The organism is Pantoea sp. Tr-811 (assembly GCF_011752535.1).
Classification (GTDB): domain Bacteria; phylum Pseudomonadota; class Gammaproteobacteria; order Pseudomonadales; family Pseudomonadaceae; genus Aquipseudomonas.
On record NZ_VWXJ01000024.1, the window covers coordinates 52,232 to 77,251 of the forward strand.

General features: G+C 65.3%; 23 protein-coding genes. 21 read left to right on the top strand and 2 right to left on the bottom strand.

What is annotated here, in order from left to right:
- Positions 1-6: 6 nt before the first annotated feature.
- Positions 7-867 (top strand): DUF6279 family lipoprotein, encoded by an 861-nt coding sequence (locus tag F3J44_RS26385; RefSeq protein WP_167277390.1) that lies wholly within the window; start codon positions 7-9, stop codon positions 865-867.
- Positions 868-973: 106 nt separating this feature from the next.
- On the opposite strand, the gene aceK is transcribed toward F3J44_RS26385, so the two are convergent.
- A complete protein-coding gene (gene aceK, locus F3J44_RS26390; protein WP_167277391.1) occupies positions 974-2,689 on the bottom strand; it encodes a bifunctional isocitrate dehydrogenase kinase/phosphatase in 1,716 nt (571 codons plus the stop codon).
- A gap of 199 nt (positions 2,690-2,888) precedes the next feature.
- On the opposite strand from aceK, the gene F3J44_RS26395 reads away from it, so the two are divergent.
- The 18 genes from F3J44_RS26395 (at position 2,889) to F3J44_RS26480 (ending at position 20,118) form a co-directional block, all read left to right on the top strand.
- Positions 2,889-3,764 (top strand): DMT family transporter, encoded by an 876-nt coding sequence (locus tag F3J44_RS26395; protein ID WP_167059579.1) that lies wholly within the window; start codon positions 2,889-2,891, stop codon positions 3,762-3,764.
- A gap of 372 nt (positions 3,765-4,136) precedes the next feature.
- Complete coding sequence (locus F3J44_RS26400) at positions 4,137-4,988, top strand: ABC transporter ATP-binding protein (protein ID WP_167277393.1); 852 nt, start codon at positions 4,137-4,139, stop codon at positions 4,986-4,988.
- Positions 4,989-5,017: 29 nt separating this feature from the next.
- The gene (locus F3J44_RS26405) at positions 5,018-6,010 is read left to right on the top strand and encodes an ABC transporter substrate-binding protein (RefSeq protein WP_167277395.1); all 993 of its coding nucleotides are present in this window, start codon (positions 5,018-5,020) and stop codon (positions 6,008-6,010) included.
- Positions 6,011-6,037: 27 nt separating this feature from the next.
- Complete coding sequence (locus F3J44_RS26410) at positions 6,038-6,814, top strand: ABC transporter permease (RefSeq protein WP_167059570.1); 777 nt, start codon at positions 6,038-6,040, stop codon at positions 6,812-6,814.
- A complete protein-coding gene (locus F3J44_RS26415) occupies positions 6,814-7,575 on the top strand; it encodes an SDR family oxidoreductase (RefSeq protein WP_167059567.1) in 762 nt (253 codons plus the stop codon). Before F3J44_RS26410 ends, F3J44_RS26415 begins: the two co-directional genes overlap by 1 nt.
- Before the next feature lie 15 nt (positions 7,576-7,590).
- Positions 7,591-8,130, top strand: a complete 540-nt coding sequence (locus tag F3J44_RS26420; RefSeq protein WP_167059564.1) for a cupin domain-containing protein — start codon at positions 7,591-7,593, stop codon at positions 8,128-8,130.
- Positions 8,131-8,134: 4 nt separating this feature from the next.
- On the top strand, positions 8,135-8,986 hold the full coding sequence (locus F3J44_RS26425; RefSeq protein WP_167277397.1) for an alpha/beta fold hydrolase: 852 nt from the start codon (positions 8,135-8,137) through the stop codon (positions 8,984-8,986).
- Complete coding sequence (locus F3J44_RS26430) at positions 8,983-9,804, top strand: IclR family transcriptional regulator (RefSeq protein WP_167277399.1); 822 nt, start codon at positions 8,983-8,985, stop codon at positions 9,802-9,804. The genes F3J44_RS26425 and F3J44_RS26430 overlap by 4 nt, the downstream gene beginning before the upstream one ends.
- Before the next feature lie 2 nt (positions 9,805-9,806).
- The gene (locus F3J44_RS26435) at positions 9,807-10,604 is read left to right on the top strand and encodes an SDR family oxidoreductase (protein ID WP_167277401.1); all 798 of its coding nucleotides are present in this window, start codon (positions 9,807-9,809) and stop codon (positions 10,602-10,604) included.
- Complete coding sequence (locus tag F3J44_RS26440) at positions 10,597-12,282, top strand: thiamine pyrophosphate-binding protein (RefSeq protein WP_167277403.1); 1,686 nt, start codon at positions 10,597-10,599, stop codon at positions 12,280-12,282. Before F3J44_RS26435 ends, F3J44_RS26440 begins: the two co-directional genes overlap by 8 nt.
- 10 nt (positions 12,283-12,292) lie before the next feature.
- The gene (locus F3J44_RS26445; protein ID WP_167277406.1) at positions 12,293-13,096 is read left to right on the top strand and encodes an aspartate dehydrogenase; all 804 of its coding nucleotides are present in this window, start codon (positions 12,293-12,295) and stop codon (positions 13,094-13,096) included.
- Positions 13,097-13,105: 9 nt separating this feature from the next.
- Positions 13,106-14,596 (top strand): aldehyde dehydrogenase, encoded by a 1,491-nt coding sequence (locus F3J44_RS26450; RefSeq protein WP_167277408.1) that lies wholly within the window; start codon positions 13,106-13,108, stop codon positions 14,594-14,596.
- Positions 14,593-15,561 (top strand): VOC family protein, encoded by a 969-nt coding sequence (locus F3J44_RS26455; protein ID WP_167277410.1) that lies wholly within the window; start codon positions 14,593-14,595, stop codon positions 15,559-15,561. The genes F3J44_RS26450 and F3J44_RS26455 overlap by 4 nt, the downstream gene beginning before the upstream one ends.
- A 10-nt stretch (positions 15,562-15,571) precedes the next feature.
- Positions 15,572-15,799, top strand: coding sequence for a recombinase-like helix-turn-helix domain-containing protein (locus tag F3J44_RS26460; protein WP_167059539.1), 228 nt, complete (start codon positions 15,572-15,574; stop codon positions 15,797-15,799).
- A 20-nt stretch (positions 15,800-15,819) separates the two neighbouring features.
- On the top strand, positions 15,820-16,854 hold the full coding sequence (locus F3J44_RS26465; protein WP_167059536.1) for an aromatic ring-hydroxylating dioxygenase subunit alpha: 1,035 nt from the start codon (positions 15,820-15,822) through the stop codon (positions 16,852-16,854).
- Positions 16,855-16,862: 8 nt separating this feature from the next.
- Positions 16,863-17,822 (top strand): PDR/VanB family oxidoreductase, encoded by a 960-nt coding sequence (locus F3J44_RS26470; protein ID WP_167277412.1) that lies wholly within the window; start codon positions 16,863-16,865, stop codon positions 17,820-17,822.
- A 224-nt stretch (positions 17,823-18,046) separates the two neighbouring features.
- Positions 18,047-19,276, top strand: coding sequence for a hypothetical protein (locus tag F3J44_RS26475; RefSeq protein ID WP_167277415.1), 1,230 nt, complete (start codon positions 18,047-18,049; stop codon positions 19,274-19,276).
- 371 nt (positions 19,277-19,647) lie between these two features.
- Positions 19,648-20,118, top strand: a complete 471-nt coding sequence (locus F3J44_RS26480) for a DUF4265 domain-containing protein (protein WP_167277417.1) — start codon at positions 19,648-19,650, stop codon at positions 20,116-20,118.
- 3 nt (positions 20,119-20,121) lie between these two features.
- Here F3J44_RS26480 and F3J44_RS26485 read toward each other — a convergent pair whose 3' ends face one another.
- A complete protein-coding gene (locus F3J44_RS26485; RefSeq protein ID WP_167277419.1) occupies positions 20,122-21,003 on the bottom strand; it encodes a DMT family transporter in 882 nt (293 codons plus the stop codon).
- 465 nt (positions 21,004-21,468) lie between these two features.
- Here F3J44_RS26485 and F3J44_RS26490 point away from each other — a divergent pair, with 465 nt between their 5' ends.
- The gene (locus tag F3J44_RS26490; RefSeq protein ID WP_205300198.1) at positions 21,469-22,332 is read left to right on the top strand and encodes a formylglycine-generating enzyme family protein; all 864 of its coding nucleotides are present in this window, start codon (positions 21,469-21,471) and stop codon (positions 22,330-22,332) included.
- Between the two features lie 124 nt (positions 22,333-22,456).
- Positions 22,457-24,925 carry a TonB-dependent siderophore receptor gene (locus F3J44_RS26495; RefSeq protein ID WP_167277421.1) on the top strand — a complete coding sequence of 823 codons (2,469 nt, stop codon included), beginning with the start codon at positions 22,457-22,459 and terminating at the stop codon, positions 24,923-24,925.
- The last annotated feature ends 95 nt before the right edge of the window (positions 24,926-25,020 follow it).

The window sequence follows — 25,020 nt, forward strand, 5'->3', positions numbered from 1 at the left end:
CAGCACATGCCCACTCGCCTGTTCAAAGCCCTGCTCACCGCCCTCGGTTTTGCCCTGGCCCTGGCTGCCTGCAGCCGCATCGACCTGGCCTACCGCAACCTCGACCGCCTGGTGCCGTGGTCGCTGGGGGATTACCTGGCGATGAACCGTGAGCAGAAGAACCTGCTCGACGAACGGTTGAAAGAACACCTGGCCTGGCACTGCAAAACCCAGTTGCCCGGCTACCTCGATTGGCTCGACCGGGTGCGCGACATGGTCGCCGAGGACCAAGTGACCGACCAGGCCCTGCAACAACGTACCGTCGAGGCGCGCCAGGCAATCGGCCGGGTGGCCGAGGAAATCACCCCATCGGCCACCGAGCTGCTGCGTGGCATGAGCGACCAGCAGGTGGCCGAGATGCAGCAGGCGTTTCGCGACGACATCAGCGAACGCCAGAAGGAATATGTCGACACGCCCCTGCCCAAGCAGATCAACAGCCGTGCCGCACGCATGCAGAAGCGCCTGAACACATGGTTCGGCGACCTCAACGCGGCCCAGCGCCTGCGCGTGCTGAACTGGTCCCAGGCGCTGGGTGACCAGAACCGCCAGTGGATCGCCAATCGCCAGCACTGGCAGCAACAGTTGATGCTGGCCATGAACCAGCGTGACGACGCCAGTTTCGAGCCGCGCCTGGCCACCTTGTTGCAGCGCAAGGAGAGCCTGTGGACGCCGGAGTACCGGCAGGCGTTTCAGAATACCGAGCAGCAGGCGCGCAGTTTGCTGGTGGACCTGGTGCACTTGAGCAGCCCGGCGCAGCGGCAGTTTCTGCAGGACCGGCTGAGCAAGGTGCGGAGTGATTTCAGCGAGATGAAGTGTTTGAGAGGTTGAGGGCAGGCCTGGCCTCTTCGCGGGGCAAGCCCGCTCCTACAAGGTGTTGCCAAAATTTGTAGGAGCGGGCTTGCCCCGCGAAGAGGCCGGGCCTGGAAAACCTCAATCACCGCCCCTTGCGCCGATACGGAAATACATCGATCACCTTCCCCTCCCGAATGGCCCCCTGCAGCCCCTTCCAATAATCGGCATCATACAAATCCCCATGCAACCGGCTAAACAACCGGCGCTGGCCGATATCGGCAAACAGGAACGGCGGAAACTCCTCGGGAAACACATCATGCGGCCCAATCGAATACCAGGGCTCGCCCGACATCTCATCCTCCGGGTAGCGCGGCGGCGGGATGTGGCGGAAGTTCACCTCGGTGAGGTAACTGATCTCGTCGTAGTCATAGAACACCACCCGCCCATGCCGGGTGACGCCGAAGTTCTTGAGCAGCATGTCCCCGGGAAAGATATTCGCCGCCGCCAGCTGCTTGATCGCCAGCCCGTAATCCTCCAGCGCCTCCAGCACCTGCCCTTCGCTGGCGTGCTCCAGGTACAGGTTGAGCGGGGTCATGCGCCGTTCGGTCCAGCAATGGCGGACCAGCACCGTGTCGCCCTCCAGGGCCACGGTGGAAGGCGCCACCTCCAGTAGCTCGGCCAGGCACTGCGGCTCGAACTTGCTGCGCGGAAAGCGGAAATCGGCGAACTCCTGGGTATCGGCCATGCGCCCCACCCGGTCGACGCTCTTTACCAGCCGGTACTTGTCGATCACCGTGGCGCGGTCAACGGTCTTGGACGGTGAGAAACGGTCCTTGATGATCTTGAACACCGTGTTGAAGCCCGGCAGGGTGAACACGCTCATGACCATGCCGCGCACCCCCGGGGCCATCACGAAACGGTCGTCACTGTTGGCCAGGTGGTTGATCAAGGCGCGGTAGAACTCTGACTTGCCCTGCTTATAGAAGCCAATCGAGGTGTACAGCTCGGCAATGTGCTTGCCCGGCAGTATGCGCTTGAGGAAGTTGACGAACTCCGCTGGCACCGGCACATCTGCCATGAAGTAGGAGCGGGTGAAGGAGAAGATCACCGACACCTGCGCCTCGTCGGTGATCAACGCATCGGCCTCGATGCCGTGGCCTTCGCGGTGCAGCAGGGCGATCACCAGCGGCCACTGCTCATCGCTGTTGTACAGGCGCCCCACCAGGTAGGCGCCCTTGTTGCGGTACAGCACCGGCACGAACAGCTCCACGGCCAGGGCCGGGTCCTTGCACACCCAGTCGGGCAGGCATTCGCGCAGTTGCTCCTCCAGCCGTGCCAGGTCGCCCTCCAGGTCGCCATAGGGGGTGTCGAACGGGTAATCGGCGAAAATCGCCCGCAGCAGGGCCTTGAGGCCGGCGCCCAGGGTATAGGTGCGGGTTTGTGCGGCCCGCTCGTGGGTGCGGATCGAGGGACGGGTGGTGTGGATGAACATGCAACCGTCGCTGATCTGGTCGTGGCTGAACAGGCTGCAGAACAGCGAGTTGTACCAGGTTTCCGCCAGTTCATCGTCCAGGCGCGGGTCGATCAGGCGGATGTAGGCGTTCTTCACCAGCGGCCATTGCTCCACGTCCAGCAGCACGTCGGAGGAGAACGCCTGACGCAGCCAGCCGTTGACCTCGGCCACCTTCTCTTCATACAGGTTGATGCGTGCGGCAGAGGCGCGCTGGATGTCCTGCCAGCGCGCCTGCTCGAAGCGCTCGCGGGCGCCCAGGGTGATTTGCTGGAAGTGCTCGCGGTAGTTGTCGAAGCCGTCGAGGATTGTCCGGGCAATGTCGGCGGCGGGCCAGGGCTGGGGCATGCGGGGGACCTCGGGCTGGGTGAGCTTATGAGATTAGCCTGTGCCGGCCCTTTCGCGGGGCAAGCCCGCTCCTACATTGCCCTGTAGGAGCGGGCTTGCCCCGCGAAGAGGCCCGCACAGGTTTCCACCGCAAGAAAGCACAAGAATCACCCAGGCCAGTCACGTACACTCGCCCCCTGCCCCCTACCCGGAGACCGTTGTGAGCCCCATCGCCCTAGCCCGCCTGCTGACCCTCGCCGCTGTCTGGGGGGCGAGCTTTCTGTTCATGCGCATCATCGCCCCGGAACTGGGCACCGTCCCCACCGCCTTCTTTCGCGTGTCCATCGCCTGCCTGGGGCTGGTCGCCATCCTCGCCGCCACCCGCGTGCGCTGGCAATTCGACGGCAAGCTCGGCGCCTGCCTGGTGCTGGGCATGATCAACTCGGGCATCCCCGCCACCTTCTACTCCGTGGCTGCGCAAGTGCTTCCCGCCGGCTACTCGGCCATCTTCAACGCCACCACACCACTGATGGGCGTGCTGATCGGCGCCCTGTGCTTCCACGAGCGCATGACCCTGCCCAAGCTCGGTGGCATTTTCCTGGGGCTGTTCGGTGTCGGCATTCTCAGCGGCGCGGGCCCGGTGGCGCTGGACATGGCCCTGGTGCAAGGCGCCCTGGCCTGCCTTGCCGCCACCACCTGCTACGGCTTCGCGGGCTTTCTCGCCCGGCGCTGGATCAGCGGCCTGGACAGCCGCCTGTCGGCCCTGGGCAGCATGCTCGGCGCCACTTTGATGCTGACCCCGCTGTTCGCCTGGAGCGCCCTCACCCAGCCACCGGCGAGCTGGGGCGGCTGGCAGGTGTGGCTGTCGTTGCTGGGCCTGGGCCTGCTGTGCACGGCGTTTGCCTACATCCTGTACTTCCGCCTGCTGGCCGAAATCGGCCCGGTCAAGGCCAGCACCGTGACCTTCCTGATTCCTGCGTTCGGCGTGCTGTGGGGTGCGTGGCTGCTGGGCGAGCCGTTGTCGATGGCGCACCTGTATGGCGGCCTGTTGATTGGCGTGGCGCTGTGGCTGGTGCTGCGCCCGGCGCGGAGTTAAACCCGAGGCCTGTATTGGCCTTGTAGGAGCGGGCTTGCCCCGCGAACACGGGCGAAGCCCGTGCCATGCACCGTGGTGCCTTCTTCGCGGGCAAGCCCTCCGCGCGGTTTCACCTATGAAACCGCCACCCCATCCGCGTTACCCGAAACTGCCCTCTTCCCTCGCACAGCCCACTCCGCTGCGCCGCGAATGGGCATTTCCGTGCCATATAGAAAACCTTGTTTCATATATAAAACAAGACGAATTTCGACCTTGTTCTGCAACTAACTAATAACTAACAACTTTTTAATTAAATGAAGGAAATATTCCACCTGGCATTGTTCATGCACTAAACGGCGTATCACCTATAAAACAGACCAGCGAGTTGATCCCATGGCTGTGAAAGAGATGTACGCAATCGCCCCTCAATGGAGTACGCCTCACCCTTGCGATGCCCAGGCGCCCATCGAAATCGAGTTTCGCAACGTCGGCAAGGCCTTCCCGGCCAAGGGCCAAAGCGACGCACCGTTCGCCATTCGCGGTGTGAACTTCCAGATCCGCCGAGGCGAAGTAGTGTCGATCATCGGCCCCTCCGGCTGCGGCAAGAGCACGATCCTGAACATGGGGTCGGGCCTGTACCGGCCAAGCGAAGGTGAAGTGCTGGTCGCTGGCGAGCGGGTCGACGGCCCAGTGCCCAAGGTTGCCTTCATGTTGCAAAAGGACTTGCTGATGCCCTGGCGCAGCATCCGCCGCAACGTCGAACTGGGCCTGGAAATCCAGGGCATGGCCGCCGCCCAGCGCCGGGTGATTGCCGACAACCTGCTCGCCCGCTGCCACCTGCAAGGCTTCACCGAGCACTACCCGTTCCAGCTGTCCGGCGGCATGCGCCAGCGCGCAGCCCTTGCCCGCACACTGGCCATCGACCCGCAGGTGCTGTTTCTCGACGAGCCATTCTCGGCCCTGGACGCGCAAACCAAGATGATCCTCCAGCAGGACCTGGCGCGCATGTTGTTCGAGGAAAAGAAAACCGCGCTGTTCATCACCCACGACCTGGTCGAAGCCATCGCCCTGTCCGACCGCCTGCTGGTCATGAGCGCCCGCCCCGGCACGATCATCGAGGAAATCGAGGTCGACCTGCCACACCGCGACAACCCCCTCGAGCGCCGCAAGCTGCCGGAAATCGGCCCGCTGGCCGGGCGCCTGATGGACCTGTTGCACGTCGGCGCCGACCACGAACTGCATTGATCGACGTTCACTACCTCTCGGGAGTCAGCATGTTCAATACACCGCTCAAACGCCTGGCCCTGGCCGCCGTCGGCCTGGCCTTCGCGCTGCAGGCCCAGGCCGCCCCCACCCAGGTCACCTACCTGCTGCCGGCACCGCCCAGCCTGCCGGCATTCGCGCCATGGATCATCGCCAAGGAAAAGGGCTACTACCAGGCCGAAGACCTCGACCTCACCTTCATCGCCGCCAAGGGTGGCGTCGACGTGGCCAAGCAGATCGGTGCCGGCAATGCCCTGGTCGGCGGCGCCATTGGCGACACGCCGATCATCGTGCGCCCCAACGGCATTCCGGTGCGCACCGTGGCCGTGCTCGGCGGCGGCGGGGTCACCATGATCGCCACCAACGCCCGCGCCAACATCCACAACATCCAGGACCTCAAGGGCAAGACCCTGACCGTGATGTCGTACTCCGACACCACCTACTACGCCTTGCTCGCCTCGCTGCGCAAGGCCGGCCTGAACAAGGACGACGTCAACATCCAGGCCGCCGGCCCCGCCGGCGTGTGGCAGCTGTTCTCGGCCAGCAAGGCCGAGGCCATGGCCGGGGTGCCGGACTGGGTGATCAACGCCGAGGACGCCGGGTTGCAGTACCAGTTGATCCCCCGCGAGCAGGTGTTCGAAAGCATGGCCCAGGCGATTCTCGCCTCGGACGATGCCATCGAGCACCACCCCGAGGTTGTACGCGGCGTGGTCCAGGCCACCCTGCGCGGGCTCAAGGACATCGTCGACGACCCCAAGGCCGCCGCCGCCACCTTCGCCCGTGCAGTACCGGCCTACGCCGGCAAGGAAGCGTCGCTGGAGAAAACCCTGCGCCTCTACGTCGACTACGTCTACGCCGGCCAGCCGGTGCCTGGGCGTATCGACCCGGCGCGCCTGGACGCGGTGCGCAAGTTCTATGTCAGCGAAGGCATCGTGCCCCGCGAGTCGCCACTGGACGAGCTCTACAGCAACCGCTTCATCGACACCCAGACCGCGGCCAAATGAAGCCCCGGCAACCAAGGTAAGCGCCTGATGAAAAACCTCAACACCTCCGTGCTCGGCAGCCTTGCCCTGCTCCTGTTGTTCCTGTTGCTCTGGCAATGGGGCCCGCGCCTGCTCGGCATGCCCGAGTTCGTGATGCCGCCGCTCAGCCGCGTGGCCGAAGAAAGCGTGCTGATGTGGCAGGGCAGCAGCCTGCTCGAACACACCCTGATCACCGCCTTCGAGATCATCGTCGGCTTCGCCCTCGGCGCCCTGCTGGGGGTGTCGATCGGTGTTGCCCTGGGCCTGTCGCCCTCGGCCGAAGCCATGCTCTCGCCCTACATCCTGGCCCTGCAGATCGCCCCCAAGGTGGCCTTCGCCCCGCTGTTCGTGATGTGGCTGGGCTACACCATCTACCCGAAAATCCTCATCGCCATCCTGATCGTGTTCTTCCCGGTGATGATCAACGTGCTGTCGGCCATCCGCACCGTCGACCCCGACATGATCAACCTGGTGCGCACCCTCAATGCCAGCCGCTGGCAAATCTTCCGCCTGGTGGAATTCCCCTCGGCCATGGCCGCGCTGTTCTCGGGCCTGCGCATCGCCTCCACCCTGGCGGTGATCGGGGTCACCGTCGGTGAACTGGTCGGTGGCAACCAGGGCCTGGGCTTCCTGCTGGTGGACGCCGAAGGCCAGGGCAACACCGCCGGTGTGTTCGTGGCCATCGTCCTGCTCACCCTGATTGGCGTGCTGGCCTACGGCGCCGTGGTGTGGGCTGAAAAGCGCGTGCTGCACTACCTCCCCAAAGCCATGCTGAGTAATGCCTGATGAACTACCCCAACCTTCTTCAAGGCCGCCGCGTGCTGGTCACCGGCGGCGCCCGCGGCCTGGGCTATGCCTTCGCCCAAGCCATCGCCCAGGCCGGTGCCCGGGTGGTGATCGCCGACATCCTCGCCGGCCGCGTGCAGCAGGCCGCCTGCGAGCTGAGCGCCCAGGGCCTGGATGTCAGCGGGGTGAGCCTGGACCTGGCTGACCCGGCCTCGATCACCCGCTGCCTGGAACGCACCGTCGAGCGCCTGGGCGGCCTGGACGGCCTGGTCAACAACGCCTCGATCACCAACTCCGGCGGCAAGCGCTGCGAAGAGCTGGACATCGAAACCTGGGACCAGGTGATGCAGGTGAACGTGCGCGGCACCTGGCTGATGACCTGCGCCGCGCTCCCGGCGCTGCGCCAAAGCGGCCGCGGGGCCATCGTCAACCTGGCGTCCGACACCCCGCTGTGGGGCGCACCGAACCTGCTGGCCTACGTTGCCAGCAAGGGCGCGCTGATCGCCATGACCCGCAGCCTGGCCCGCGAGCTGGGCGGCGACAACATCACGATCAACGCCATCGCACCCGGGCTGGTGCAAGTCGAGGCCACGGCCTACGTGCCCGAGGCACGCCACCGCCTGTACATCGAGCAACGGGCCATCCAGCGCCCACAGCTGCCCGACGACGTCAGCGGCGCCGTGCTGTTCGCCCTGTCCGACCTGTCGCGCTTCATCACTGGACAAACCCTGCCGGTCAACGGCGGGTTCGTCATGCCCTGAGCAAAGGAGACTGTCATGACTGATCTTTCCGTAGACCAACAAGCCCCGAAAACCTGGGAACAACCCGCAGGCGCCGACCTGGCCGCGTGGATGCAAACCCGCATCGCCCGCTATGAAACCCGCCGCTACGACTGGGATGCGCTGAAGTTCCAGGCCGATCACGACCCCAAGTTCCGCCGCGCGCAGATGCGCTACGTGGGCACCGGTGGCACGGGCGTGAACAGTGACATGAACACCATCCCCTCCGAGCACTTCACCTTTTCCACCATGGTGATCCCCGCCGGCCACGAAGGCCCGCCGCACCTGCACACCGACGTCGAGGAAGTGTTCTTCGTGCTGCGCGGCAAGCTCAAGGTGGTGATCGAGAAGGACGGCGAGCGCTTCGAAACCATCCTCACCGACCGCGACCTGATTTCCGTGCCGCCAGGGGTGTACCGCGAAGAGATCAACATCGGCGATGAAGACGCCTTGATGTGCGTGATGCTCGGCGCCAAGAAGCCGGTCACCCCGACCTACCCGCCAGCCCACCCGCTGGCCTCGATCAAGCGCGGGTAAGCCCATGGCAACGCTCACCGACACCTATGTCAGCCAGCTCCAGCGGCAGTTCGGCGAACGCCTGCTGCAGCTTGGCGATGGCCCGCAGGCGCTGCGCGAAGCCGGCAGCGGCGCGCCAATCGTGCTGCTGCATGGCATTGGCTCGGGCGCGGCGAGTTGGCTGCACGTGGCCTTGGGCCTGTGCCAGCAGGCCCGGGTAATCGCCTGGGATGCACCGGGCTATGGCCAGTCGGCGCCGCTGCCGATGGCCCAGCCAAAGGCCTGCGACTATGCCGCGCGCCTGGCCAGCCTGCTCGATGCCCTGCAGGTGCAGCGCTGCGTGCTGGTGGGCCATTCGCTCGGCGCACTCACCGCCGCCGCGTTCGCCCAGCGCCACCCCGAGCGGGTCAGTGAACTGGTGTTGCTGAGCCCGGCACGCGGCTACGGCGCCCGGCCCGAACACGGCCAGGCGGTGCGCGACAAGCGCCTGCACGACCTGCACCGCCAAGGTATTGCCGGCCTCGCCGAAAGCCGCAGCGCCCACCTGGTGTCTGCCTCCGCCAGCGCCAGTGCCCTGGCCTGGGTGCGCTGGAACATGGCGCGGCTGGCACCGGCCGGCTACCGCCAGGCCATCGAGCTGCTGTGCGGCGATGACCTGCTGCGCTACCGCCAGCAACAGGTGCCCTGCCAGGTGCATGGCGGCAGCGCCGACACGGTAACCACGGCCGACGACTGCCGGGCCCTCGCCCAGGCGTTTGCCGCGCCGTTCCAACTGATTCACGGCGCCGGCCATGCCTGCGCCATCGAACAACCCGAAACGGTGACCCGGCGCCTGGCCCGGGCACTGGACGCCTCTTTCACAGGTAGCGTGCAATGAACGATACGGATGCCATGAAGGACAACCAGGACCGCTATACCGTCCCCGGCCTTGAGCGCGGCCTGTTGCTGCTGTGCGAATTCAGCCGGCAGAACCGCACCCTTACCGCCCCCGAGTTGGCCCGCCGCCTGGGGCTGCCACGCTCGACCATCTTCCGCCTGCTGAGCACCCTGGAAGCCATGGGCTTCGTCACCCGCAGCGGCAACGAATACCGCCTGGGCATGTCGGTGCTGCGCCTGGGCTTCGAGTACCTGGCCTCGCTGGAACTCACCGAACTGGGCCAGCCGATCCTGGCGCGGCTGTGCGACCACCTGAACTACCCGAGCAACCTGGTGGTGCGCGACGGCCGCTCGATCGTCTACGTGGCCAAGGTGTCGCCGCCGTCGGTGTTCTCCAGCGCGGTCACCGTCGGCACCCGCCTGCCGGCCCATGCCACGGTGCTGGGGCGCGTGCTGCTGGCCGACCTGAGCCTGGCCGAACTGCGCGAGCTGTACCCCGAGGAGCACCTGGAACGGCACTCGCCCAGCACGCCGAAAACCGTGCTGGAGCTGTTCGACCTGGTGCAGGCCGACCGCCTGCGCGGCTACGTGCACGGCGAAGGCTTCTTCGAGTCGAGCATTTCCACCCTGGCCGCGCCGGTACGCGACGCCAGCGGCCGGGTCAGCGCCGCGCTGGGCCTGACCATTCCCACCGCCCAGGTTGGCCATATCAATTTCGACAGCCTGCTCGGCCAGGTGCGCACCAGCGCCGATGAGCTGTCGCGGCTGCTCAACTACCGACCCGGCGCCGGCCAGGTCACTGCGCTGATGAGAGACTGAGCATGAACCTCTACCAACTCCACGACAGCACCGCCATCGTCACCGGCGGCTCGTCCGGCATTGGCCTGGCCTGCGTCGAGCTGCTGCTCGAAGCCGGCGCCCGCGTGGCCTTCTGTGGCCGCAACGAAGACCGTCTGCGCAGCGCTGAAACCCACCTGCGCCAGCGCTTCCCCCAGGCCCAGTTGCTGGCCCAGGTGTGCGACGTGCTCGATGCCAACGCCGTGCAGGCCTTCGCCGCCGCCAGCCAGGCCGCGCTGGGGCCGGCGCAGGTACTGGTCAACAACGCCGGGCAAGGCCGCGTGTCGACCTTTGCCGATACCAGCGACGCCGCCTGGGCCGAAGAGCTGCAACTGAAGTTCTTCTCGGTGATCCACCCGGTGCGCGCCTTCATCCCTCAGCTGCAAGGCCAGCCTGGTGCGTCGATCGTCTGTGTCAACTCACTGCTGGCCAGCCAGCCCGAGCCGCACATGGTCGCCACCTCGGCGGCCCGTGCCGGGCTGAAGAACCTGGTGCGCTCGATGGCCTTCGAGTTCGCCGAACAGGGCATTCGGGTCAACGGCATCCTCATTGGCCTGGTGGAGTCCGGCCAGTGGCGCCGGCGCTTCGAGGCGCGCGAGGAACGTGCCCTGGACTGGGCGCAATGGACCGCCCACCTGGCCCGCCGCAAACAGATTCCCCTGGGCCGCCTTGGGCTGCCCAAGGAGGCCGCCCAGGCCATCCTGTTCCTGGCCTCACCGCTGTCGTCCTACACCACTGGCAGTCATATCGATGTTTCTGGAGGCTTGTCCCGCCATGCGTAACGAAAACACCGTCACCGTCGGTGCCGTGATCACCGCGTTTCTCGAACAGTGCGAGGTCAAGGCCGCGTTCGGCGTGATCTCGATCCACAACATGCCGATCCTCGACGCCTTCGCCGTGCGCGGCAACATTCGCTTCATCATGGCCCGTGGCGAAGCCGGCGCCACCAACATGGCCGATGCCTACGCCCGCAGCGTCGGCGGCCTGGGCGTGTGCCTGACCTCCACCGGCACCGCGGCCGGCAACGCCGCCGGGGCGATGGTCGAGGCACTGACCGCCGGCACCCCGCTGCTGCACATCACCGGGCAGATCGAAACGCCCTACCTCGACCAGGAGCTGGCCTACATCCACGAGGCCCGTGACCAGCTGACCATGCTCAAGGCGGTGTCCAAGGCGGCGTTTCGCGTGCGCAGCGTGGAAACCGCGCTGAGCACCCTCAAGCTTGCCGTGCAAACCGCCCTGACCGCGCCCACCGGCCCGGTCAGCGTGGAAATCCCCATCGACATCCAGTCGGCGCTGATCCCTATGCCCGGCGACCTGTCGCCGCTGCCAGTGCCGGTCGCCGCCCCGGCCCCCGAAGCGCTGGACCTGGTGGCCGAGCGCCTGGCCAGCGCCACCCGCCCGCTGCTCTGGCTTGGCGGCGGTGCCCGCCACGCCGGTGCGCAGGTCAAGCGCCTGCTGGACATGGGCGTGGGCGTGATCACCTCGACCCAGGGCCGCGGCGTGGTCAACGAGGACGACGAGCGCTGCCTGGGCGCCTTCTCGCAGAACAAGCTGGTCGAAGGCTTCATGCAGACCTGCGACGCGCTGGTGGTGGCTGGCTCCCGGCTGCGCAGCAACGAAACCTTCAAGTACGCCCTGAAGCTGCCACGCACCACCCTGCGCATCGACGCCAACCCGGCCAGCGAAGGCCGCAGCTACCCCAGCGACCTGTTCATCTGCGGCGATGCCGCGCGGGCCCTGGAAGGCCTGGCCGACCGCCTGCAAGGGCGGCTGAACATCGACCCGGCGTTCATCGGCGAGCTCAAGGCCGTGCGCGCCGAGTCACGCAAACAGCTGGTCGCCGACCTCGGCCCGTATTCGGCCATGGTCGAGCAACTGCAGGCGCAGACCGGGCGCAACTTCACCTGGGTGCGCGACGTGACCCTGTCCAACAGCATCTGGGGCAACCGCCTGCTCAACCTGTACCACCCGCAAGCCGGCGTGCACGCCTTGGGCGGCGGCATCGGCCAGGGCCTGGCCATGGGCATCGGCGCCGCCATCGCCGCCGCCGAAACGGCCCCGGGGCGCAAGGTGTTCGCCCTGGCCGGTGACGGCGGTTTCATCCTCAACCTGGGCGAACTGGCGACCCTGGTGCAGGAAAAAGCCAATGTGGTGATCCTGCTGATGAACGACCAGCGCTACGGGGTCATCCGCAATATCCAGGACGCCATCTACGGCGCCCGCCACGCCTACGTCGAGCTGCACACGCCGGACTACGCCAAGCTCGCCGACGCCCTGGGCCTCAAGCATGGCCTGGTGCGCGACCTCAAGGACTTCGGCACGGTGCTCGAAGGCGCGCTGGGCAGCGACGGGCCGTTCCTGCTGGAAGTCGACATGCTCAGCGTCGGCCCCTTCGCCACCCGTTTCGCAGGCCCGCCCAACAGCGAAACCCGCTCGCAGAAAGCCACCGCCGCCTGAGGACTTGCCCATGCTGCATATCACCATGATCGGCTGTGGCGCCATTGGCGTGGCTGTGCTGGAGCTACTGGAGCACGACCGCCAGTTGCAGGTGGACGCGGTCATTGCCTCGCCCGGCTCCGAAGCGCTGGTGGCCGAGCGCCTGGCGCGCCTGCGCCGGCCACCGCAGGTGCTCACCGCGCTGCCGGCCGATGCACGCCCCGACCTGCTGCTTGAATGCGCCGGCCACCGCGCCATCGAAGAGCACGTGCTGCCAGCGCTGGCGCGCGGCATCCCGTGCCTGGTGGTGTCGGTGGGTGCGCTGTCGCAACCGGGGCTGGTCGAGCGCCTGGAAACGGCAGCGGCGCAGGGCAACACGCGCATCGAACTGCTGCCCGGCGCCATCGGCGGCATCGATGCGCTGTCGGCGGCCAAGGTCGGCGGCCTGGACACCGTGGAGTACACCGGGCGCAAGCCGGCCCGTGCCTGGAAGGGCACCCCGGCCGAGCAGGTGTGCAGCCTCGACAGCCTGCGCGAAGCCACGGTGATTTTCCAGGGCAGCGCCCGCGAGGCCGCCCGGCTGTACCCGAAGAATGCCAACGTCGCCGCCACCCTGTCGCTGGCAGGGCTTGGCCTGGACCGCACCTGGGTAACCCTGGTGGCCGACCCGCACGGCGACGAGAACGTGCACCAGGTCAAGGCCCGCGGCACCTTCGGCGGCTTTGAAATGAGCCTGCACGGCAAGCCCCTGCAGGCCAACCCGAAAACCTCGGCACTGACCGTCTACAGCGTGGTCCGCGCCCTGGGCAACCATGCCCATGCCATTTCCATCTAGGGGAACGCCATGACCTTGGAACAGACTTTACCCCTGTGCATCGCCGGCACCTGGCGCCTGGGCGGCGGCGCACGCTACGCCACCTGCTACCCGGCCACGGGCGAGCCGGTGGCCTGGCTCAACGCCGCCAACCTCGATGACGTCGAGGCCGCCGTGCAGGGCGCGCACCAGGCCTTCCTGCACAGCGGCTGGGCGCAGCGTAAACCCCACGAGCGCGCTGCCGTGCTGTACCGCATTGCCGGGCTGATTCGCGAACGCGCCGAGGAGCTGGCGCAACTGCAACGCCAGGACAACGGCAAGCCGATCAATGAAACCCGCGCCCTGGTGGCCAGCGCCGCCGGCACCTTCCAGTTCTTCGCCGCCGCCTGCGAAACCCTGGAAGAAACCATCACCCCGTCGCGCGGTGATTTCGTCAGCATGAGCCTGTATGAGCCGATGGGCGTGGTGGCGGCCATCACCCCGTGGAATTCACCGATTGCCAGCGAAGCGCAGAAGGTTGCCCCCGCCCTGGCCGCCGGCAATGCCGTGGTGATCAAACCGGCGGAAATCACCCCGCTGCTGGCCCTGCAACTGGCGCGCATTTGCGACGACGCCGGCCTGCCCAAGGGGCTGGTCAGCGTGCTGCCGGGCAAGGGCTCGCTGCTGGGTGATGCCCTGACCCGCCACCCGCTGGTCAAGCGAGTGTCGTTCACCGGCGGCACCGGCACCGGCAAGCACATCGCCCATATCGCCGCCGACAAGATGATGCCGGTATCGCTGGAACTGGGCGGCAAGTCGCCGACCATCGTGCTTGAAGACGCCGACCTCGACCACGCCGTGGCCGGGGTGCTGTACGGCATCTTCAGCTCCTCCGGCGAGGCCTGCATCGCTGGCTCCCGGCTGTTCGTCGCACGCAAGCTGTACGAACCGTTCATGGCCCGCCTCACCGCCGCCGCCGCGCAACTGCGCCTGGGCGACCCGGCCGACGAACGCACGCAGATGGGCCCGCTGATCAGCGCCGCCCACCGGGAGTCGGTGGAGCGCTACGTGGCCCTGGGCCTGGCCGCCGGCGGGCGCCTGCGCCTGGGCGGCCAGCGCCCGAGCGGCGGCTTGTTCGACCAGGGTTACTTCTACCCGCCAACCATCCTCGAAGGCCTGGGCAACCAGCAGCAGGTGTGCCAGGAAGAAATCTTCGGCCCGGTGCTGGTGGCCATGCCGTTCGACAGCGAAGCCGAGCTGGTGGAGCAGGCCAACGACAGCCTCTACGCCCTGGCCGCAGGTATCTGGAGCCGCGACTACAAGCGCGCCTGGGCCCTGGGCCGCAAGTTGCAGGCCGGCACGGTGTGGATCAACACCTACAAGCAGTTTTCCATCTCCACCCCATTCGGCGGCTGGCGCGACAGCGGCCTGGGCCGGGAAAAGGGCCGCCTGGGCATCCTGCAGTACATGGAACAGAAAAGCCTCTACTGGGGCATGAACGAACAGCCGCTGGCCTGGGCCGGCGTGGAGGCAGGGCAATGAGCGTACTGGGCATCGACGAAGTCACCTACGGCGTGGAGGACCTGGCCACCTGTGCACGCTTCTTCAGCGACTGGGGGCTGACCCAGGTCAGCGCCGCCGAGGATGAAATCGTCTTCGAAACCCTCAACGGCTGCCGTGTGATCCTCGCGGCCATCGACAAGCCCGGCCTGCCCCCGGCCATCGAAGCCGGCTCGACCGTGCGCGAAGTGGTGTGGGGCGTGGAAAGCCAGGCTGACCTTGCGCTGTACAGCCAGCGCATCGCCAACGACCCAGGCTTCGTCGAAGGCAATGGCCGCATCGGCTGCACCGACCCCAATGGCCTGGCGATTCGCCTGCAGGTGACCCGCAAGCGGCCGCTGGAACTCGAATGCAGCGGCCACAATACCTGGCAGACCAAGGGCCGGATCAACAAGCCAGCACCGGTGTACGCACACGCCACGCCCATCGAAGTGGGCCACGTGGTGTTCTTCGTCACCGACGTCAACGCCTGCGAAGCCTTCTACCACGAGCGTTTCGGCTTCCAGGCCTCGGACCGCTACCCCAACCGCGGCGCCTTCCTGCGCACCGCCGAGGAAGGCGGCCACCACGACCTGTTCATGCTGCAACTGCCGGCCCCGCGCGCCGGGCTCAACCACGTGGCCTTCACCGTGCGTGACCTGCATGAAGTATTCGGCGGCGGCATGCACATCTCGCGCTGCGGCTGGGCCACCGAGATCGGCCCAGGCCGCCACCCGGTGTCGTCGGCGTTCTTCTGGTATTTCAAGAACCCGGCCGGCGCGCTGGTGGAGTACTACGCCGACGAAGACCAACTGACCGGCGACTGGCAACCCCGCGAATTCGAACCCGGGCCAACAGTGTTCGCCGAATGGGCGATCGCCGGCGGCATCGACGGCAACACCCGGCGCCAGCAACACGCCGAGGCGCCACAAGGCAAATTCCTCACCGACAAACCGAACAACAATTGAGGGCCAAACCATGAGCAGCACCGAGGTCTACCTGCAACCCCACCAGGCGCGCAAACGCCCCAACACGCCCTTCGAGGACCTGCTCGGTGACTCGATCGAGCGTGCCTACGGCAATGGCGTAAGCCAGCTGGGCGAACTGCTCGCCCACCTCAACCTGGCCGGCCCGCCCTGCCCGCTGACCAGCGGCGAGTGGACCGAAGACGCATTCCAAACCCTGATGGCACGGCTGGGCGAATGACCCGCTGGAGGTAGAACAAGATGAACATGCATGTCACCGTCGACCCTGTTGAGCAACACCTGGCCAATGGCCTGAAAGACCTGTGGTTCCCGGTATTGCCGTCGGAACTGCTCACCGACCGGCCGCTGTCGATCCGCCGCCTGGGCTACAAGATCGCCCTGTGGCGCGACAACGATGGCCGCGTCCACGCCCTTGAAGACCATTGCCCGCACCGCGGCGCGCCGTTGTCCCAGGGGCCGGTGCTGGGCGACCGCCTGCAGTGCCCGTACCACGGCGTGGAAGTGCGCTGCGACGGCACCGTCACCAAGGTGCCCGGCAGCCCAGGTTGCAAGCTTGAAGGCAGCCGCCCCACGCGGATGTTCCATACCCGCGAGGCGGCTGGGGCAATCTTCCTGTTCAACGCCAGCGACGCGCACCTGGACACGCCACCGGAGCTGGTACTGCCCGAGCAGCTGACCTCGCCAGAGTGGAGCAGCTTCCTGTGCTACACCGAGTGGAAGGGCGACTACCGCTACGTGCTCGACAACGTCATGGACCCGATGCACGGCACCTACCTGCACAAGATGTCGCACTCGATGAGCGAGGGCGAGGCCACCGCCAAGTTCGTCACCCGTGACACCGAACAGGGCTTTTTCTTCGAGAAGGAAGGCCAGCGCGGGGTCAACTTCGACTGGACCGAATTTCTCGACAACGGCTGCCACTGGCTGCGCCTGGAAATCCCCTACCCGAAAACCGGCGGGCCAGGCGGCAACTTCACCATCATCGGCAGCTACACCCCAAGCAGCCGCGCCCTGGCGGCGGTGTTCCACTGGCGAGCACGGCCACTGACCGGCTGGCAGCGCGACACCTGGCGCTTCCTCTACAAGAACCGCCTGGAAGCACGCCACTGGGCGGTGCTGGAGCAGGACCGGGTGCTGCTGGAGTTCATGGAACCGGACGCCAACCAGCGCGAGAACCTGTACCAGCACGACCTTGGCGTGGTGCGCCTGCGCCGCTACCTCAAGGGCAAGGCCAAGGAACAGCTGGCCCTGATCGAAGCCAAACAACTGCCGTGAGGTGAGCGATGTCCAACGCATCCACAGTCAGCGCGCTGGTGCATACCCTGCGCCATGAAGCCGACGGCATCATCAGCGTCGAACTGCGCCCCTGGGGCGACACGGTGTTCGCACCGTTCGAAGCCGGCGCGCACATCGACTTGCACCTGCCCAACGGCCTGGTGCGCAGCTACTCGCTGCTCAATTCGCCAAGCGACCAGGGCCGCTACGTGGTCGGCATTCTGCGCGACCGCGCCAGCCGCGGCGGTTCGCGCTATGTGCACGAGCAGTTGCGGGTGGGCACGCAGCTGAGCATTTCCCCGCCACGCAACAACTTCGCCCTCGACACCCGCGCCAGCCACAGCGTGCTGGTGGCCGGCGGAATCGGCATCACGCCGATCTACTGCATGTTCCGCCAGTTGCTGGCTCTGGGGCGCAGCGCCGAGCTGATCTACTGCGCCCGCTCGCGGCGCGAGGCGGCGCTGCTGGAGCCGCTGGCGGAGCTGGGGGCCAAGGTGGTGTACCACTTCAACGACGAGAAAGGCACGCTGCCAGACCTGTCGCATTACCTGGCGGGGCGGTCTGCGGACACGCATTTCTACTGCTGCGGGCCAACCCCCATGCTCGATACGTTTGAGGCGGTGTGCGAGCAGTTGGGCTACGCCCATGCGCATATCGAGCGGTTCACCGCCGTGGAAGTGGCCGCCGCCGAAGACGCCCTGGACAGCTATAGCGTCGAGCTGAGCAAAAGCGGCAAGACGTTGCAGGTGGAGCCTGGGCTGAACCTGCTGGACGTGTTGCTGGAAGCGGGCTGCGACATCGACCACAGCTGCCGCGAAGGCGTGTGCGGCTCGTGCGAGACGCGGGTGCTGGAAGGCGACATCGACCACCGCGACGGCGTGCTGACCAAGGCCGAGCGTGCGGCCAACGGTTCGATGATGGTGTGCGTATCGGGCTGCAAGAGCCGGCGCCTGGTGCTCGACCTCTGAGTGGCCTGTGAGGGCCCTTTCGCGGGGCAAGCCCGCTCCTACAAAGCGCATACGATCCTTGTAGGAGCGGGCTTGCCCCGCGAAGAGGCCGCCCCAGGCAACACAAAAAAACAATAACCCCCCCAGTTTTCCGCGCTCAGCCAGCTATCCCCAAAAACACCCCGGCAAAGGGGTGACGGCCCGCTGCTGCCCGCGAAAACTGCCCCAACCTTGCAGGGCACAACATGAACCAGTACCTGATCACCCTCGGTCTGCTCGTTTGCACTTGCACCACCCTGGCCTCAGAGCCCGGCCCGGCGGCCCCCGACCAGCCGCCCAGCCCCCGCAAGCCCTTCCCCCACATCGCCTGGCGCAGCGACGACGGCCAGAGCAGCCTGGACATCGGCGGCGCCCTGCGCATCAACTACCGCGACGAGCATTGGGACACCACCGAGAACAACGGCCGCTTGCTCTTCGACACCTTTCGCCTCGACATCCAGGCCCGCCACCGCCAACTGTTCGCCGACGCCGGCTACTGGTTCCAGGACGACGGCAAGCGCGCCATCGACCGTGGTTTCGTCGGCTACCGCATCGACGAGCAGTCCAGCCTGCAACTGGGCGCCCCGCTCAAGCCGTTCGGCCTTGAGCCGTACCCACAGTTCGGCTGGAGCTACCACATCCCGTTCTTCATGGGCTATGGCGTGAGCGCGGGCTCGGGCCTCAAGTACAGCTACAAGGACCGCGACTGGGACCTGCAACTGGGCTATTTCCCGCGCATGCTGCCCACCGGCATCCGCTACTCGCCGGAAGTCGGCCGTTTCAGCGACCTGGACGACAACGCGGTGGCCGTCACCCAATCGCGCCAGGACAACGAAAAGCGCAACCAGCTCAACGCCCGGGTCGCCCGCACCTTCACAGGCGAGGGCTGGAAGACCGAGCTGGGTGCCTCGCTGGCCAGCGCTGAGTTGTACAACGCCACCACCCACGATGACGGCAGCTACTGGGCGGCGGGCGTGCATGCGCTGGTCAACTGGGGTAATTGGACGGTCACCGGCCAGGCCATTCGCTACGCCTACGACCCGCGCAACCCTGCGGGGGTCAGCGACGATGCCGTGCTGATGGGCGGCAATGGCCTGACCCCGGCGTACCTGATCGCCGCCAGGGCGAGCATCGCCGCGCTCAACGTTGGTTACGACGTGTACACGCCGGGCCTTGGGCAGTTGAAGAAGGTCAAGCTGTACAGCGACTACAGCCGGATGATGAAAGACAAGCGCGGCTGGGACGATTCGCAGATGTTCACCGTGGGTGTGCAGTTCCTGGCGATGCCGGTGATGGCCTGGGTCGACCTGACCTGGGCACGCAATGCCAACCCGTTTGGTGGGGCGGAGAACGGTACGGGGTGGACCAGCACCAGTTCGGTGGGGAGCAATGACTGGTATTACCGCACCAATATCAATATCGGCTATTACTTCTGAGGCGTACGCCGATAGGCCGGTGTGGTCGTCGAGATCCAGCGCCGCCCGCGCGGCGCTTCGCGAGCTGCGCTCGCTCCTACGTTTGTTTTTGGCCAGTAACGCCTGTGACAGGCGCGCGCGACCGCCTTGTTGGTACGACGCGATATCGCGCCATGCGCCAAGGCGTTCGCGCGCCAATCCCCCAGGACTCACTGGCCCGAAACAAACGTAGGAGCGAGCGCAGCTCGCGAAGCGCCGCGCGGGCGGCGCTCGATCCAACAGGCGCCAAAACCCCCAAGGCATGCACCTCTCACTCGCATCGCAATGCCAAACGGTACAGACACCCGGCCCAAATCCCATTACGATACGCAGCCCTCCCGATCCCCGCTGCCATGCCTTCCGAGCAAACCTGCGACTACAAGATTGTGCTCTGGCGCCTGGCGCAGGACGCCAACGGCTACCCGCCCGCCTCGGTCGAAGGCCTCTGGGCGCAACGCACCGCCAGCGGCTACCGGGTCGACAGCACGCCCTTCTATGCCTACGGCATCGCCCCCGGCGACCTCATCAGCACCACCCAGGACGGCGAACAGGTCTGGTTCCAGGCGCTGCAACGCAGCGGCGGCGCCTCGGTGTTCCGGGTACGGGTAAAGCACGCCGCCGATGTCGAACCGGTGCGCGCCGCACTCGAAGAATTCGGCTGCCCATGCCACGCCGAGCCTGCCGTGCGCATGCTGGCCGTCGAAGTGCCACCGGCGCAGCCACTGGGCACCCTGCTCTACTACCTGCTGACCCAGCGCGAAGCCGGCACCCTGGACTTCGAGGAAGGCGTGTTGCGCCACGCCATCCCCGAAGAGTTCCGCTAGGCCTTAGGCCTCGGCCAACCGCGCCGCCGGCTTGCGGAACACGAACAACAAGCCGACCACGATCAGCCCCATGCCCAGCAGGCTCAGCGGCGCCAGGCGGTTACCGAAGATCAGCAAATCCATCACTGCAGTCACCGCCGGCACCAGGTAGAACAGGCTGGTGACATTGACCAGGTTGCCCTTGGCGATCAGCCGGTACAGCAGCAGGGTCGCCAGCAACGACACCACCAGCCCCATCCACAAAAGCGCACCGACGAAGCCGCCGGTCCACTCCACCTGCAGTGGTTGCATTGGCGCGAACACGGCGCACATGGCGAAGCCTGCGATGTACTGCAGCGGCAAGGTGCCCATGGGGTTGTCGGTGATGCGCTTTTGCAGAATCGAGCCAAAGGTCATGCTGGCCAGTGCCAGCAGGGCGAACAGCATGCCCAGCAGCGACACCCCGCCCAGGTTGATGCCCTGGTACACCACCATCACCAACCCACCCAGCCCAAGGCCCAGGCCGAACAGGCGGCTCCAGGAGCGCTGCCGTTCCATCAGCACCACGGTAAGGATCGGTTGCACGCCCATCACCGTCGCCATCACGCCGGGGGTGACATGGGTATTGAGCGCCAGCAGGTAGAAGATCTGGTAGGCGCCCAACAGCACGCAGCCGGTGCCCAGGGCCCGCAGGATGGCGCCGCGGCTGCACGGCCAGCGCAGCCCCAGCAACGGGCCGATCAGCAACAGGCCGGTCAGCGCCAGCCCTGAGCGCAGCAGCAGGAAGGCAAACGGGCTGGCATGGGCAAGGCCGAGTTTGGATACGATCGCGCCACTGCTCCAGAGCAGGACGAACAGGCTGGTGGTGGCCGCCGAGGCCACGGATGCTTTGTTGAAGACAGACATGTATTGCCACCTGATAGAAGGCGAAAAAGCCAGACGGCGGGCGTTTACTTCAGCGAGGGAAGCTGCCGACCGTGTTCAGTAGGTTGCGGGTGCGAGGGGTTCGGCAGACGCCGATCAGCCCAGCACGACCACGCAAGGAGGCGGAGCTACGCCGCCTACGACGCCACTGACAGGTGGTGGTGGGTAGTGACTCATGGCCGGCTGCTGGCTGCCACGCACGACCGTGCCCGCGACTGGCGCGAGGGCAAAGCAGGTGGTGGAAGGGCTGGCTGGCATGAACAGGTCTTCGGGAAGAGAACAATGGCCTGGACTATAGCCCGGTGCTTCGTGGCTGACAAGCCATGCCCGCAGCCATGGCGCGCGCTGTTTATTGGCCCCCCACTTACAGGGCTGGTTAATTTTCCACCACCCGAACTCGTCTGAATGCGAAACGCAGCACGCATTCCCCCGTCTCAAGGAGCACCGATGAACGTATCCACCTGGCTCTTCCGGCCAGCGCAAATCACCTGCCTGCTGTTGGTCAGCGCCTACGCCCATGCCGCCAGCAAGCCTGGCGAGGTGTTCAAGGACTGCAAGGACTGCCCCGAAATGGTCGTACTGCCCGCCGGCAGCTACGTGATGGGCGCCCCCGATGATGAAGTCGGCCGTCAGCCCGACGAGGGCCCGCTGCACACCGTAACCTTCGCCAAGCCGTTCGCCATGAGCCGCTACCAGGTCACCGCAGGCGAACTGAACGCCTACATCAAGGCCACCGGCACCGTCATCAAAAGTGGTGACGAGCGCCCAGGCCGCTGGTGCGAGGCCAGCAAGCCGAGCTACCCGCAAGGCCCCCGCCAGCCGGCAGTGTGCGTCGACTACGACGAAGTGCAGGCCTACACCCGGTGGCTGGCCAAGACCACCGGCAAGCCCTACCGCATGGTCAGCGAAGCTGAACGCGAGTACGCCGCCCGCGCCGGCTCCACAGGCTCGTTCCCCTTCCCCTTCGACGAGCCAGGCAAGTACGAAATCAGCAAGCACGCCAACACCTACGGCCCCAAGGACGGCTACGCCTACACCTCGCCAGTTGGCAGCTACCCGCCCAATGCCTTCGGCATGTACGACATGCACGGCAACGTCTATGAGTGGGTCGCCGACTGCTACCACGAAAGCTACGAAGGCGCCCCCAGCGACGGCAGCGCCTGGATCCAGGACCCCAAGTGCATCCGCGCGCACATGCGCGGCAACGACTGGGGCGAGCCACCGATCTTCTCGCGCTCGGCCAACCGCAACGACCGCCTCAAGACCACCCGCGGCGACTTCCTCGGCTTTCGCGTAGCACGGGAATTGTGACCGTGTGACGCAGTTAACGCAGTGCCTGTGAAAAAACAGTCAATAAGAATCGTTCCGGTTTTTCACAGGTGCTGCGTCCTATAGCTGACATTAATAAAACCCTCTGCCAACGAGACCGCAACAGATGTCCAAGTCCTTGCCCGGCGCGCTCAATCCGCTTGCCAAAGCTTTACTGATTCGTCATTCATTCCGCCCTCAGGGCGCGTTGTCCCGCGTCGGCCTGGGGCTGGCGCTGTCTGGTGCAATGGTTGCCCAGGTACAGGCGCAGGAGTGGAACCTGGATATTCCGGCCCAGTCGGTGAATTCGGCGCTGCAGGCGCTGGCCAAGCAGACGGATACACAGGTGTTGTATAGCCCGGAAGATGTCGGTGGAACGCGTTCTGCGTCGCTCAAAGGCCGCCATGACCTGGCCTCCTCGCTAGGCATCCTCCTGGCCGGTACCGGGCTGCGCTACCAAATCGACGGCAACACGGTCACCGTGACCGGCAGCGCCGCAGCAAAGGAAGGCCAGGTCGAGCTTTCGGCGACCAACGTCAATAGCACGGGGCTTGGCGCAACTACCGAAGGCACAGGGTCCTACACCACGGGGTTGACCAGCACGGCAACCAAGATGAACCTGTCGATTCGGGAGACCCCGCAAACGATCAGTGTCATGACTCGCCAGCGCATGGATGACCAGCAACTTCACAGCATGAGCGAAGTGCTGACCCAGACACCGGGTATCACGATGTCGCAGGACGGTGGCGAGCGCTTCAACATTTATTCACGTGGCAGCCAGATCAACACTTACCAGATCGACGGTGTCACCACTACCCAGGAAAACCAGACGCGCACCATGCCAGGCACTTTGCTGGACATGGCGCTGTATGACCGTGTCGAAATTGTACGCGGTGCAACTGGCCTGATGACCGGTGCTGGTGATCCAAGCGGTGTCGTTAACGTCATACATAAACGTCCAACCGCTCATTTTCAGTCGTACGTACAAGGCGCCGTGGGCTCTTGGGACTTCAATCGCCTTGAAGCAGACGTTTCGGGTCCATTGACTGATAACGGCAAAGTACGTGGCCGATTCGTGGCAGCCAAGCAGGACAACAACTCCTTCATGGACTGGTACTCGCAACGCAAGGACATCGTGTACGGCGTCGTAGAGGCCGACGTGACCGACTCCACGCTGGTCCGTTTCGGCGTTGATTACCAAAAGTACAAGGCCACCGGCTCGCCTGGGGTTCCCTTGATCTACAACAATGGTCAGCAAACCAACTTCTCGCGCTCGACGAGTTCCGGTGCGCGCTGGGCATTCGACGAATACGACACCTATAACTACACCTTGAACGTCGAGCAACAATTGGCCAATGACTGGCAGTTTACACTCGCGGCGAACTACATGGACGTGGATCGCAACGTGGGCGTAGCAAACTACCTGACGGGTACCGGCTCGTCGACGTTGAATCCTTCGACTAACCAAGGCACCGCTGACGTCGGCAAGTCTTCAGCTACGCAGGTTCAGCAAGGTTTGGATATTACCCTCAAAGGCCCTTTCGAAGCATTTGGGCGGTCTCATGACCTGATTGTGGGTGCCAATTATCAAGAGTATGACAATGACCACTTTTCTTACCTGGGCGTTGGCGGCTCGACGGTCATCGATTTCAATTCCTGGGATAACGAACTGGCCAAGCCAGACAGCTACACCCCGCTTCTGGACTTCGATATCAACTCACGCCAAACGGGCTACTTCGCAGCGACCCGCCTGAACTTCACAGACCAGCTCCACCTCATTTTGGGTGCACGCGGCACTGACTATAGCTACAACTATTACTCCAAAGTCCTCACGGTCGTACGTACACCCACCGACTATCACATCGGGAAAACCGGCGTCGTCACGCCGTACGCCGGCATCGTTTACGACCTGACCCCAGAGCAGTCCATCTACGCAAGCTATACCGATATTTTCAAACCTCAATCGGCACGCGACATCGATGGCAAACCCTTGGACCCCGTGCTCGGCAAGAACTATGAAGTTGGCTGGAAAGGCGAGTTCTTCGATAGCCGCCTCAATGCCGCTGTTGCAGCCTATGTCATCCAACGCGACAACCTCGCCGAAGCCACCGGGCAGACCATTCCCGACAGTCAAGGCGAAAGTGCATACCGAGCAATCAACGGTGCCAAAACCAAAGGTGTAGACCTGGAACTGACAGGTGAAGTCGCAACCGGCTGGAACGTGCAAGCAGGCTACAGCTGGTCGCGCAGTGAGGATGCAGACGGCAATAAATTGCTGGCCCAGCTTCCCACCGATACATTGCGCCTTTGGACCACTTATCGCCTGCCGGGCGAATGGGACAAGCTGACCGTGGGCGGTGGTGTGAACTGGAACTCCAGTACAGCGCTGTACTTTAGCCGCTGGCAAACCTGGGCCAAACAGGACGACTACTACGTTGCCAGCCTGATGGCGCGCTATCAGGTCACCGATCACCTGAGTACTACGTTGAACGTCAACAATCTCTTCGACGAGAAATACTACGCCGGCTTCGCTGGCAACTACGGCCACTACGGTGCGCCGCGTAATGCCACTGTAAACCTGCGTTACGACTTCTAAGCCTCACCTGCCTGGCTTGACCAAGCAGCACTCCCCCTTGATGCGGCGTTACTTCATTGGAGTAACGCCGCATTTTTCTTGCCTGCCTGATCCAG

What these genes read in the sequence shown, in the direction of transcription:
- F3J44_RS26495 (WP_167277421.1), top strand. Translation starts at nt 22,457, where the DNA reads ATGTCCAAGTCCTTGCCCGGCGCGCTCAATCCGCTTGCCAAAGCTTTA.
- F3J44_RS26425 (WP_167277397.1), top strand. Translation starts at nt 8,135, where the DNA reads ATGGCAACGCTCACCGACACCTATGTCAGCCAGCTCCAGCGGCAGTTC.
- F3J44_RS26405 (WP_167277395.1), top strand. Translation starts at nt 5,018, where the DNA reads ATGTTCAATACACCGCTCAAACGCCTGGCCCTGGCCGCCGTCGGCCTG.
- F3J44_RS26475 (WP_167277415.1), top strand. Translation starts at nt 18,047, where the DNA reads ATGAACCAGTACCTGATCACCCTCGGTCTGCTCGTTTGCACTTGCACC.
- F3J44_RS26450 (WP_167277408.1), top strand. Translation starts at nt 13,106, where the DNA reads ATGACCTTGGAACAGACTTTACCCCTGTGCATCGCCGGCACCTGGCGC.
- F3J44_RS26420 (WP_167059564.1), top strand. Translation starts at nt 7,591, where the DNA reads ATGACTGATCTTTCCGTAGACCAACAAGCCCCGAAAACCTGGGAACAA.
- F3J44_RS26430 (WP_167277399.1), top strand. Translation starts at nt 8,983, where the DNA reads ATGAACGATACGGATGCCATGAAGGACAACCAGGACCGCTATACCGTC.
- F3J44_RS26465 (WP_167059536.1), top strand. Translation starts at nt 15,820, where the DNA reads ATGAACATGCATGTCACCGTCGACCCTGTTGAGCAACACCTGGCCAAT.
- F3J44_RS26440 (WP_167277403.1), top strand. Translation starts at nt 10,597, where the DNA reads ATGCGTAACGAAAACACCGTCACCGTCGGTGCCGTGATCACCGCGTTT.
- F3J44_RS26480 (WP_167277417.1), top strand. Translation starts at nt 19,648, where the DNA reads ATGCCTTCCGAGCAAACCTGCGACTACAAGATTGTGCTCTGGCGCCTG.
- F3J44_RS26470 (WP_167277412.1), top strand. Translation starts at nt 16,863, where the DNA reads ATGTCCAACGCATCCACAGTCAGCGCGCTGGTGCATACCCTGCGCCAT.
- F3J44_RS26435 (WP_167277401.1), top strand. Translation starts at nt 9,807, where the DNA reads ATGAACCTCTACCAACTCCACGACAGCACCGCCATCGTCACCGGCGGC.
- F3J44_RS26415 (WP_167059567.1), top strand. Translation starts at nt 6,814, where the DNA reads ATGAACTACCCCAACCTTCTTCAAGGCCGCCGCGTGCTGGTCACCGGC.
- F3J44_RS26460 (WP_167059539.1), top strand. Translation starts at nt 15,572, where the DNA reads ATGAGCAGCACCGAGGTCTACCTGCAACCCCACCAGGCGCGCAAACGC.
- F3J44_RS26455 (WP_167277410.1), top strand. Translation starts at nt 14,593, where the DNA reads ATGAGCGTACTGGGCATCGACGAAGTCACCTACGGCGTGGAGGACCTG.
- F3J44_RS26400 (WP_167277393.1), top strand. Translation starts at nt 4,137, where the DNA reads ATGGCTGTGAAAGAGATGTACGCAATCGCCCCTCAATGGAGTACGCCT.
- F3J44_RS26485 (WP_167277419.1), bottom strand. Translation starts at nt 21,003, where the DNA reads ATGTCTGTCTTCAACAAAGCATCCGTGGCCTCGGCGGCCACCACCAGC.
- F3J44_RS26445 (WP_167277406.1), top strand. Translation starts at nt 12,293, where the DNA reads ATGCTGCATATCACCATGATCGGCTGTGGCGCCATTGGCGTGGCTGTG.
- F3J44_RS26385 (WP_167277390.1), top strand. Translation starts at nt 7, where the DNA reads ATGCCCACTCGCCTGTTCAAAGCCCTGCTCACCGCCCTCGGTTTTGCC.
- F3J44_RS26490 (WP_205300198.1), top strand. Translation starts at nt 21,469, where the DNA reads ATGAACGTATCCACCTGGCTCTTCCGGCCAGCGCAAATCACCTGCCTG.
- F3J44_RS26410 (WP_167059570.1), top strand. Translation starts at nt 6,038, where the DNA reads ATGAAAAACCTCAACACCTCCGTGCTCGGCAGCCTTGCCCTGCTCCTG.
- aceK (WP_167277391.1), bottom strand. Translation starts at nt 2,689, where the DNA reads ATGCCCCAGCCCTGGCCCGCCGCCGACATTGCCCGGACAATCCTCGAC.